The following is a 10,831-nucleotide window of genomic DNA, read 5'->3' as shown; positions in this document are numbered from 1 at the left end:
GACCTTGTCGGTGGAGACCTCAAGCAGCGGCTCGTCGGCCTCGACGCGCTCGCCCTCGGCCTTCAGCCAGCGGGTGACAGTGCCCTCGGTGACGCTCTCACCGAGCGCCGGAAGGGTTACGGAAACCGCCATGGTTTCGGTTGCTCCTTACGAGTTGCGGAAAGTCTGTGTCGTCGCGCCCGAGGGCTGATCAGTCGTGCGCGTGCAGCGGCTTGCCGGCCAGTGCCAGGTGGGCCTCGCCGAGCGCCTCGTTCTGCGTCGGGTGGGCGTGGATGAGCTGGGCGACCTCGGCCGGCAGCGCTTCCCAGTTGTAGATCAGCTGGGCCTCGCCGACCTGCTCGCCCATGCGGTCGCCGACCATGTGGACGCCGACCACGGCACCGTCCTTGACCTGGACGAGCTTGATCTCGCCCGCGGTCTTGAGGATCTTGCTCTTGCCGTTGCCCGCCAGGTTGTACTTCAGAGCGACGACCTTGTCCGCGCCGTAGATCTCCTTGGCCTTGGCCTCGGTGATGCCGACGGAGGCGACCTCCGGGTGGCAGTACGTCACCCGCGGGACACCGTCGTAGTCGATCGGGACGGTCTTCAGACCGGCCAGCCGCTCCGCCACCAGGATGCCCTCGGCGAAGCCGACGTGCGCGAGCTGGAGGGTCGGGACGAGGTCACCGACGGCGGAGATGGTCGGGACGTTGGTCCGCATGTACTCGTCGACCAGGACGTAGCCGCGGTCCATGGCGACCCCGGCCTCCTCGTAGCCCAGGCCCTGGGAGACCGGCCCGCGGCCGACCGCGACCAGCAGGACCTCGGCCTCGAACTCCTTGCCGTCGGCGAGGGTGACCTTGACGCCGTCCTGGGTGTACTCGGCCTTGTCGAAGAAGGTGCCGAGGTTGAACTTGATGCCGCGCTTGCGGAACGCGCGCTCCAGCAGCTTGGAGGAGTTCTCGTCCTCGACCGGGACGAGGTGCTTCATGCCCTCGATGATCGTGACGTCCGCACCGAAGGACTTCCACGCGGAGGCGAACTCGACGCCGATGACGCCGCCGCCCAGGATGATCGCGGACTTCGGCACGCGGTCCAGGACGAGGGCGTGGTCGGAGGAGATGATCCGGTTGCCGTCGATCTCCAGGCCCGGCAGCGACTTCGGCACGGAGCCGGTCGCCAGCAGGATGTGGCGGCCCTGGACGCGCTGACCGTTCACGTCCACCGAGGTGGGCGACGACAGGCGGCCCTCACCCTCGATGTACGTCACCTTGCGGGAGGCGACCAGACCCTGCAGGCCCTTGTACAGGCCCGAGATCACGTCGTCCTTGTACTTGTGCACACCCGCGATGTCGATGCCCTCGAAGGTGGTCTTGACGCCGAACTGCTCGCTCTCGCGTGCCTGGTCGGCGATCTCGCCCGCGTGCAGCAGGGCCTTGGTGGGGATGCAACCCCGGTGCAGGCAGGTACCGCCGACCTTGTCCTTCTCGATCAGGGCGACGTCCAGGCCCAGCTGCGCCCCGCGCAGGGCCGCGGCGTAACCACCGCTACCACCGCCGAGGATCACTAGGTCGAAAACGGTGCTGGCGTCGTTCGCCACGTCACGTCCTCCATGCATGTGCGCCGTACGCCGGTCGTCGGTGACCGGCAGGCGGCTGGTGTCCGGCCGCTCGTTCTTCGGCCCTTGGGTAGGGGCCCTGTCCTGCCGGGCTCCATCTTTGCACCTGCCGGACGAGATCGAGACGCCGGGCCGGTGTGTGAGACGTCCCACGTCCTTGTGAAGCCAAGGGGGCGGATGCCAACAGCGAAGGGGCGCGGGGCTGTATCGATATGCGGCTCCGCCGCGTGGGCGCGACCAGCCCCCACGCGGCGGAACGGGAAAACGTGCTCAGTGAGCGGAGGTCACCCGAGATCCCCCGCGGCCGCCAGCTCGGCAACCCGGACCAGCGTCCGCACCGCCGTACCCGTGCCACCCTTCGGCGTGTACCCGAACGGACCGCCCTCGTTGAACGCGGGGCCCGCGATGTCGAGGTGCGCCCACGGGATGCCCTCGCCGACGAACTCCTTCAGGAACAGCCCGGCGACCAGCCCGCCGCCCATCCGCTCGCCCATGTTCGCGATGTCGGCGACCTGCGAGTCCATGCCCTTGCGCAGGTGCTCCGGCAGCGGCATCGGCCAGGCCGGCTCGCCGACCTCCTCGGCGGCCTCGTGCACCGCGGCGCGGAACGCGTCGTCGTTGGCCATGACGCCGAAGGTGCGGCTGCCCAGCGCCAGCATCATCGCGCCGGTCAGCGTGGCCACGTCGATGATCGCGTCCGGCTTCTCCTCGGACGCGGCCCACAGGGCGTCGCCCAGCACCAGGCGGCCCTCGGCGTCGGTGTTGAGCACCTCCACCGTCTTGCCGCTGTACATGCGCAGCACGTCGCCGGGACGGACGGCGGAGCCGGACGGCATGTTCTCGGCGAGCGCCAGCCAGCCGGTGACGTTGACGTTCAGGCCCAGGCGCGCGGCGGCGACGACGGCGGCGAAGACGGCCGCGGCACCGCTCATGTCGCACTTCATGGTCTCGTTGTGACCGGCCGGCTTCAGCGAGATGCCGCCCGAGTCGTAGGTGATGCCCTTGCCGACGAAGGCCAGGTGCTTCTTGGCCTTGGAGCTGGTGTACGACAGCTTCACCAGGCGCGGGGTGGCCGCGGAGCCGCCGCCGACGCCGAGGATGCCGCCGTAGCCGCCCTTGGTCAGCGCCTTCTCGTCGAGCACCTGCACCTTGATGCCGTGCTCCTTGGCCGCGGCCTGGGCGATGGCGGCGAACGCCTCCGGGGTGAGGTCGTTCGGCGGGGTGTTGATCAGGTCGCGGGCCCGGTTGAGCTCCTCGGCGACCGCGGTGGCGCGGGCGAGCGCGCCCTTGAAGGCGGCGTCGCGCGGCTTGCCGCCGAGCAGCGCGGCCTCGGCGAGCGGCGCCTTGCCGTTCTTGGCCTTGGGGTCCTTGCCGTTCTGCTTGTAGACGTCGAAGGAGTAGGCGCCGAGCAGCACACCCTCCGCGACGGCGCCGGCGTCCGCGGCGTCGGCGATCGGCAGCGCGAACGCGGCCTTCTTCGACCCGGTCAGGGTGCGGGCGGCCACGCCGGCCGCCCGGCGCAGCGTCTCGGCGTCGTAGGTCTCGTCCTTCTCCGGCTCGGCACCGAGGCCCACCGCGATCACGAGCGGTGCCTTGAACCCGGCCGGCGCCGGCAGCTTCGTCACCTCGCCCTCGGCACCGGAGGCCCCGAGGGTCTCCAGGACGGCGGCGAGCCGCCCGTCGTAGGCCTTGTCCACGGCCTCGGCGCCCGGCGCGACGACCGGGCCCTTCGCGCCCTTGGCGACACCGATCACGATCGCGTCGGCCCGCAGACCGGACGCCGCGGCGGTGCTGAGAGTGAGAGCAGTCACGGTGGTGATATCTCGCTTCCGATGTGAAGTTCCTGCGGCCGAATGGTGTGGGCTCGACCGGACCCGACGGCCGACACTAGATCCGGCCCCCGAACGCGGTCCCCACCGGGGTCCTCACCGGCGCGGCGAACCGGCGGGACACCCGGCACGAGACTACGCTCGCGGGCCCGTTCGCTCACTCCTGCGAGCGTTCACCTGTCGGTGTCGTCGTGGCCTTTTCCCGATCCTCGCACCTCATGACCTGAGTCACACTCATCGGGTCCGGTGAGCGTCGACCTCACCGCTTCGCACGTTTTCCACGGATCCTCCGCTTTTCGGCCACTGTGTGCGCGGAGGGTCCCTTGGGGGGAGAGGACCACATGGCGCTCAGCGCGCGCAGGAGAAACACGGCTGCCCTCGTGACCGCGGCGGCCACGATGGCGCTCGGTCTGGTAGTGCCCGGCGCGGCGGCGGCCACCACGCCCCGCATCGATCTGAAGGTGCTGGTCGTGGCCGACGGGGACAGCCCTGTCGCGGCCATCACCGACCAGCTCAGGACCACCGGTGTCCCGTACACCGTCGTGGACCTGAACGACCCCGGACGCCCGGTGATCGACGCCGCGTTCCTCGCCGACACCGCCGGCTCCACGCACCGCGCCAGGTACCAGGGCGTGGTCCTGCCCGACGAGACCCCGTTCGGCTCGCCGGACTCCCCGGAGCAGCTCGCCCTGGAGGCGTACGAGCGGACGTACGGCATCGGCCAGGTCGACGCCTACACCTGGGCGCACCCGGAAGTGGGCCTGGACTACACCGACGCCGGCGGCTGGGCCGGCACCCTCGACGGACAGCCGGCGCAGATCACCGCGGCCGGGAAGGCGGGCTGGTTCGGCTACCTCGACGGGGCGTTCACCTTCGAGGACAACGCGCCGGCCGTCCCGGAGAGTTACGGCTACGCGGCCCGCCCCCGCGCCGGATTCACCTCCTACGTCGACACCGAGGTGCCCGGTTCCACCGGGCGCGGCAGCCTGCTCGGGGAGTACGCCCACGACGGGCGGCGCGAGCTGGTCGTGACGTTCGCCTACAACCGCTACCAGCAGCAGTTCCGGCTGCTCGCCCGGGGCATCGTGGAGTGGCTGACGCAGGGCGTGCACCTGGGGCAGGTCCGCAACTCCTTCGCCGTGCACGTCGACGACGTCCTCGCCCCGGACAGCCGCTGGGACACCGCCCGCGACTGCACCCCCGGCGACTTCGACTGCGCCGGCGGCGACGGCCCGGGCACCGCCCCGATCCGGATGACGGCGGACGACGCCGCCTACGCCGCGCAGTGGCAGCGCGAGCACGGCTTCACCCTCGACATGGTGTTCAACGCCGGTTCCGGCGAGGAGTGGAGGAGCGAGCACGGCGGCGCGGACGCCCTCGCGGACCGGCTGCTCGCCGACAAGGCGCAGTACCGCTGGATCAACCACACCTACACCCACCAGTACCTGGGCTGCGTCCAGGACACCAGCACCGTGCCGTGGACCTGCGCCAAGAACGCCGACGGGTCCACGCGGTGGATGAGCCGCGCCGACATCTCCGCCCAGATCCGCGACAACACCGACTGGGCGCTGACGAAGAGCCTCCCGCTCGACCGCACCGAGCTGGTCACCGGCGAGCACTCCGGCCTCAAGACCCTGCCGCAGCAGCCCACCGACAACCCCAACCTGGCCGGCGCCCTCGCCGACAACGGCGTGAAGTGGACCGCCTCGGACAACTCCCGCGAGCCCGGGCAGCGCCCGGTCGGCACCGCCCTGACCGTGCCCCGCTACCCGATGAACGTGTACTACAACGTGGGCACCAAGGCCGAGATGGCCGACGAGTACAACTGGATCTACACCTCCCGGGCCGACGGCGGCAGCGGGGTCTGCGAGAACAACCCCACCTCCACCTGCCTGGCCGCGCCCCTGGACACCGCCACCGGCTACGACGACGTGATCGTCCCCCAGGAGGCCCGCACCGCCCTCGGCCACGCCGTCTCGGGCGACCCGCGCCCGCACTACGCCCACCAGTCCAACCTGGCCGAGGACCGCATCCTGTACCCGGTCCTGGACCAGGTGCTCGCCGGCTACCGGGCCCTGTTCGCCGACAACACCCCGCTGGAGAACCCGCGCCAGAGCGCGATCGGCACCGAACTCCAGCGCCGCGCGGCCTGGCAGGCGGCCCTCGCCGCCAACCGCGTCACGGCGTACCGCATCGGCACCACGGTGACCATCACGGCACCGTCCGGGGTCCAGATCCCGGTGACGGCCCCGGAGGGCACGAAGAAGCAACTCCTGCTGAGCACGGCGACGTTCGGCACACCGTACGCCGGCCGCCGCTCGGCATGGACCACGCCGGAGCTGCTGCAGTCGTCTGTCACTTTGAAACTTCCGTAGGGGGGAAGCGCCCCCGCAAGGGGCGCGGGGAACTGCGCGAGCAACCACAACGGACCCGCAGCCGGGCCGGGCGCGCGGTTCCCCCGACAGATCCGCACAACAGGGGGGAAGCGGCGCAGCCATGCGCGTCACCATGCTCACCGAAGGCACCTACCCGCACGTCCACGGAGGGGTCAGCACCTGGTGCGACCAGCTCGTGAAGGGCATGCCGGAGGTGGACTTCCATCTGATATCCCTCACCGGCACCGGCCGTGAGCCCGTCACCTGGGAGCTGCCGCCCAACGTCCGCCACCACACCTGCGTACCGACCTGGGGCCCCCGCCCGGACCGCAAGAGCCCGCCCTACGGCAAGGCCCGCCGCCGCTTCACCGAGGCCTACGAACACCTGCTGCTGTCCTTCCTCGACCCGGGGGCCGGCTGCGAGTTCGGCGAGGCGCTCACCGAACTCGCCCGCGTAGCCCGGGCCGGCAGGCTCTCCGCGGCGCTGCGCACCGAGGCGGCACTGCGTTCGCTGATGTGGATCTGGACCATGCCGCATCTGCCCACGGCTCGCGCCCGCCCCACCGTGCACGACGCGCTCACCGCCACCGACCTGCTGGAACACGCGCTGCGCCCGCTCGGTGCGCGCATCCCCGAGGACTGCGTCGCGCACGCGGTCAGCAGCGGTCTGGCCACCCTGCCGGCGGTCGCCGCCCGCGCCCTGGACGGGGTGCCGTTCCTCCTCACCGAGCACGGCATCTATCTGCGCGAGCGCTACCTCGGGTACCGGGGTGACACCCAGCGCTGGCCGGTGAAGGCGTTCATGCTCGGCTTCTACCGGGAGCTGAACTCCCACGGCTACCGCATGGCCGACCTGATCACCCCGTGCAACCAGTACAACCGCCGCTGGGAGGAGCGCGGCGGCGCCGACGCCGGGAAGATCCGCACCGTCTACAACGGTGTCGACCCCTTCGCCTTCCCGCACGCCGGACCCGAGCCGGACGTCCCCACGCTCAGCTGGTGCGGCCGGATCGACCCGATCAAGGACCTGGAGACCCTGCTGCGGGCCTACGCCCTCGTGCGCGCCGAGCTGCCCGAGACCCGGCTGCGCCTCTTCGGCCCGGTGCCGCCCGGCGGCGAGGGCTACCGCACCCGGCTGGAGAAGCTGGCCGCCGAGCTGGGCGTCACCGACGGCCTCACCTTCGAGGGCCGGATCAGCGAGGTCTGGCGTGCGTACGCGGCCGGCCACGTCGTGATGCTCTCCTCCATCTCCGAGGGCTTCCCGTTCTCGATCATCGAGGCCATGTCCTGCGGTCGTACGACCGTCTCCACGGACGTCGGCGGGGTGCGCGAGGCCGTCGGGGACACCGGGCTCGTGGTCCCGCCGCGCGAGCCGGAGAAGATGGCCGCCGCCGCGCTCACCCTGCTCAGCGACGACCGGCGGCGCCTGGAGCTGGGCGCGCTGGCCCGGCAGCGGGTCATTGACCGGTTCACCCTCAAACGCTCGGTGGACAACTTCCGCACCATCTACCAGGAACTCGCCGGCCTGCCCGAGGTGTACGAGCCGACGATCGAGACGGTCGCCGACTGGACCGTCGAGCTGCGCGACCCCTGGTACGCGGCCGTCGCGACGGACGGAGCCGGCTGGTGAGCGGATCGATCTGGCTGCCGCCCGGCGCCCGCCCCCAGTCGCCGCCCGCCGTTCCCCGGCAGCGGACCACCCCGTCCTGGGCCGAGCCCGACCCGGTCGACGAACTCGCCGAACGGCTGGAGGACTTCATAGCGGCCGCCGTCCACCCGGACGAGATAGCCGCCCTGCTGGAGTCCGACGGCCTGTCCGACGACCGGATACGCGAGCGCTACGGCGTCAAGAGCTCTTTCGCGCTCGCCGAGGAGCTCTACGACCGCGTCGGGCGCCGCCACCCCGAACCCGACGGCCCGCCGCACGACCCCTGGCAGGTCGGCCTGCTCGGCTGCCTCCTGCGCGGCGTGGTCTTCGCCCTGCCCGGCTTCGCCTACGTCCTCGGCGGCCCGCTGCTGTCGGGCCCGAGGGACGTCCACGGGCTGCCCGCCGGCACGCTCACCCTCCTCGCCGGCGCCCTCACCGGCTGGACCTGGAACCAGGGCCTGGCCCACCGGGCGTACTCCTGGCTGGGGCTCGGCGACGACTCGGCCGCCCGCCGCTGCCTGCTGCTCGGCGCCCCGGTGGGCGCGCTGATCGGCACGCTGGTCGCCCTGGCGGTCGCGGGCACCGGCCGGCCGGCCGCGCTCGCCTTCGCCGCCGGGCAGTCCTGCTACCTGGGCGCGGCCACCACCCTGCTGGTCCTGGGCCGTGAACGCGCCCTGCTCGCGGCGCTGGCCCCGATGGCCGCCGGTGCCGCCGTGTCCCTGGCCGAGCCGGTCCCGCAGGCCGTCCGGCTGGTCCTGCTGCTGGGCTCGCTCGCCGCGGTCGCCGTCCTCGCGCTGCGCGCGGTGGCGCCCGCCGTCCGGGACCTGGGGGAGGGCAGCTGGACGGCCGGCCTGACCGCGCTGCTGCCCTTCGGCGGGCTCGGCACGGCCCCCGCGCGGGACCGCGGGGCGCCGCTGTGGCTGACCGGTTCCCTGCCGTACGCGCTGTTCGGCCTGGGCAGCGGCGTCCTGGTGCTGTACGCGGCGCTCGGCGACGTCCTCGCCGGACAGGAGCACAGCGCGGTCGCCGCGCCCGCCGCTGTCGCGCTCACCCTCAGCATGGGGCCCGCCGAATGGCTGCTGTACCGCTTCCGCAGCGGCAGCCTGGCCGGGCTGCGCTCCACCAGCAGCCCGCGCGCCTTCTGGCGGCGCACCGCGCGCACGGTCGCCGAGTGCCTCACCGGCTATCTGGCCGTCCTGCTCGCCGTCGCCCTGGCCACCGCCGCGCTGTGGCCGGGCTCCCCCGATCCGAGCGGCCTGCGCCTGGCCGGGCTGCTCCTGCTGGGCGTGGTGCTGTGGACCGGTCTGCTGCTGCAGTCGTTCGGCGCGGTGCACAGCGCGGTCGCCGTGTGCTGCCTGGCCGGCCTCGCGCAGAGCCTCGCGCTGGCCACCCACGTGGCCGGACCGCACCAGGTCGGCGTGGCCGTGTACGGCACGGCCGGGGCCGCGCAGGCGGTGCTGGTCTGCGTGCTGCTGGGAAGGGCGACCGCGCACCGATGAGCACACCGATCAGCGCCCGGCCGGCCGATCTGCTGGTCCCGTACTACGAGCACCCCTCGGTCCGCCCCGCCGAATGGGAGGCGATCCTGGCCGCCGCGCCCCGCCTGTACGGCGTGGTGCTCAACCCGGCGAGCGGCCCCGGCACGGCGCCCGACCCGGCGTTCGCCGAGGTCGCCGTACGGCTGCGGGCGGCCGGGGTGCGGGTGCTCGGGTACGTCGACACCGCCTACGCCCTGCGGCCGTCCGCCGCGGTGGCGGCCGACCTCGCACGCCACCGCGACTGGTACGGCGCGGACGGCGCCTTCCTGGACCAGGTGGCCTCCGGCCCGCACGCCTATCCGCACTACCGGAGCGTGGCCGCGGCCGCGTGGGGCGCCGGCTGCGGCACGCTGGTCCTCAACCACGGCACCCGGCCGCACCCCTCCTACGCCCGGATCGCCGACGTCCTGGTGACGTTCGAGGGCACCTGGGCGACGTACCGCGCGCTGCCCGCGCAGCCGCCTCCCGAGGGGGCGCTCGCCTGCCACCTGGTGTACGGCGTGCCGCCCGGCGCCGACTGCGCCGCCCTGGCCCGGGCGCGGGGCGCGGGCCTGCACTGCGCGGTGCCGGGCGGCGGGGATCATCCTTGGGGTACGTTGCCGCACACCCTGGAGCCCGCCCGGTGAAACGCCCGATCCTGCTCGTCGTGGCCCTGCTGACGCTGCTGGCGGCGGGCTGCACGTCCGCCTCCGACGACTCGGACAAGCCGGCGCCGACCGGGCCGTCGCCCGGAGCGTCCGCCCGCTGGCAGCCGCGCCCCGGCACGCCCTGGCAGTGGCAGCTCAGCGGCCGCCTGGACACCACCGTCGACGCCCCGGTGTACGACATCGACGGCTTCGACCACTCCCGGGCGACCGTGGCCGCGCTGCACGGCCAGGGCCGCAAGGTCATCTGCTACCTGTCCACCGGCGCCTTCGAGGACTGGCGGCCGGACGCGGGGAGGTTCCCGAAGTCGCTGCTCGGCAAGGGCAACGGCTGGGACGGCGAGCGCTGGCTCGACATCCGCCGCACCGACGTCCTGGAACCGCTGATGGCGGCCCGCCTCGACCTGTGCCGGGACAAGGGCTTCGACGCGGTGGAGCCGGACAACATGGACGGCTACGCCAACGCCACCGGCTTCCCGCTCACGGCCGCCGACCAGGTCCGCTACAACCGGCTGATCGCCAGGCTGGCCCACGAGCGGGGCCTGGCGGTCGGCCTGAAGAACGACCTGGACCAGATCCCGGAGCTGGTGGGCGACTTCGACTTCGCGGTGAACGAGCAGTGCGCCCAGTACGGCGAGTGCGCGCGGCTGACCCCGTTCGTGCGGGCCGGCAAGGCGGTCTTCCACGTCGAGTACGAACTGCCCACGAGCCGCTTCTGCCCGGCGTCCCGCAGCCTCGGCCTCAGCTCGATGCTCAAGAAGTACGACCTGGGGGCGTGGCGCCGGCCGTGCTGAGGCGGGGGTGCCGCCGGCGTCAGTGACCGAGTGCCAGCACCACCAGCGTCACCGTGGCCGCCGTCTCCGCGAGGGCGCCGAACACGTCGCCGGTCACCCCGCCGAAGCGGCGTACGCAGTGCCGCAGCAGCGCTTCGGCGGCGACGAGGGCGAGCAGTACGGCCAGCGCGGCGCGCAGGGCGTCGGACCAGCCGAGCAGGGCGCCGGCCGCGGCGGCGAGCGCCGTGACGGCCAGGGCGGCGAGCGCCGCGCCGCCCGCCGGGACCACCCCGGCGACGGCCGCCCCGAGCCCCTCCGGGCGGGCGGCCGGGACGCCGTGCCGGGCGGCCAGCGTCAGCGCCAGCCGGGCGGCGGAGGCCGAGGCCACCGCGGCCAGGCTGCCGCGCGCCCAGGAGCCGTCGTAGAG

Annotated in this window: 9 protein-coding genes; 5 read left to right on the top strand and 4 right to left on the bottom strand. The window is 73.0% G+C overall.

Annotation, left to right across the window (positions count from 1 at the left end; all coding sequences use genetic code 11):
* The 3 genes from C3489_RS37040 to C3489_RS37030 all read right to left on the bottom strand — a co-directional run.
* A partial coding sequence (locus C3489_RS37040) for a biotin/lipoyl-containing protein (protein ID WP_006373660.1) occupies positions 1–132 on the bottom strand: 132 nt, incomplete at its 3' end.
* 58 nt (positions 133–190) lie between these two features.
* On the bottom strand, positions 191–1,579 hold the full coding sequence (gene lpdA / locus C3489_RS37035; protein ID WP_181139996.1) for a dihydrolipoyl dehydrogenase: 1,389 nt from the start codon (positions 1,577–1,579) through the stop codon (positions 191–193).
* Between the two features lie 302 nt (positions 1,580–1,881).
* Positions 1,882–3,408, bottom strand: coding sequence for a leucyl aminopeptidase (locus tag C3489_RS37030; protein ID WP_103786532.1), 1,527 nt, complete (start codon positions 3,406–3,408; stop codon positions 1,882–1,884).
* Between the two features lie 359 nt (positions 3,409–3,767).
* Here C3489_RS37030 and C3489_RS37025 point away from each other — a divergent pair, with 359 nt between their 5' ends.
* The 5 genes from C3489_RS37025 to C3489_RS37005 all read left to right on the top strand — a co-directional run bounded on the left by C3489_RS37025 (position 3,768) and on the right by C3489_RS37005 (position 10,425).
* The gene (locus tag C3489_RS37025; protein WP_103786531.1) at positions 3,768–5,801 is read left to right on the top strand and encodes a hypothetical protein; all 2,034 of its coding nucleotides are present in this window, start codon (positions 3,768–3,770) and stop codon (positions 5,799–5,801) included.
* 121 nt (positions 5,802–5,922) lie between these two features.
* Complete coding sequence (pelF, locus tag C3489_RS37020; protein ID WP_258055119.1) at positions 5,923–7,431, top strand: GT4 family glycosyltransferase PelF; 1,509 nt, start codon at positions 5,923–5,925, stop codon at positions 7,429–7,431.
* Positions 7,428–8,948: a hypothetical protein gene (locus C3489_RS37015; protein WP_103786530.1), complete on the top strand. Its 1,521-nt coding sequence runs from the start codon at positions 7,428–7,430 to the stop codon at positions 8,946–8,948. The genes pelF and C3489_RS37015 overlap by 4 nt, the downstream gene beginning before the upstream one ends.
* Positions 8,945–9,613 carry a spherulation-specific family 4 protein gene (locus tag C3489_RS37010; RefSeq protein WP_103786529.1) on the top strand — a complete coding sequence of 223 codons (669 nt, stop codon included), beginning with the start codon at positions 8,945–8,947 and terminating at the stop codon, positions 9,611–9,613. The genes C3489_RS37015 and C3489_RS37010 overlap by 4 nt, the downstream gene beginning before the upstream one ends.
* Positions 9,610–10,425: an endo alpha-1,4 polygalactosaminidase gene (locus tag C3489_RS37005; protein ID WP_103786528.1), complete on the top strand. Its 816-nt coding sequence runs from the start codon at positions 9,610–9,612 to the stop codon at positions 10,423–10,425. The genes C3489_RS37010 and C3489_RS37005 overlap by 4 nt, the downstream gene beginning before the upstream one ends.
* Positions 10,426–10,444: 19 nt before the next feature.
* Here the strand turns inward: C3489_RS37005 and C3489_RS37000 are convergent.
* Positions 10,445–10,831: adenosylcobinamide-GDP ribazoletransferase (locus tag C3489_RS37000; RefSeq protein WP_181139995.1), on the bottom strand; the 387-nt coding region annotated here is incomplete at its 5' end.

The organism is Streptomyces sp. Ru71 (genome assembly GCF_002920535.1).
Taxonomy (GTDB): Bacteria; Actinomycetota; Actinomycetes; order Streptomycetales; family Streptomycetaceae; genus Streptomyces.
This window is presented reverse-complemented; position numbering and strand designations above follow the sequence as displayed.

What these genes read in the sequence shown, in the direction of transcription:
- C3489_RS37025 (WP_103786531.1), top strand. Translation starts at nt 3,768, where the DNA reads ATGGCGCTCAGCGCGCGCAGGAGAAACACGGCTGCCCTCGTGACCGCG.
- pelF (WP_258055119.1), top strand. Translation starts at nt 5,923, where the DNA reads ATGCGCGTCACCATGCTCACCGAAGGCACCTACCCGCACGTCCACGGA.
- C3489_RS37010 (WP_103786529.1), top strand. Translation starts at nt 8,945, where the DNA reads ATGAGCACACCGATCAGCGCCCGGCCGGCCGATCTGCTGGTCCCGTAC.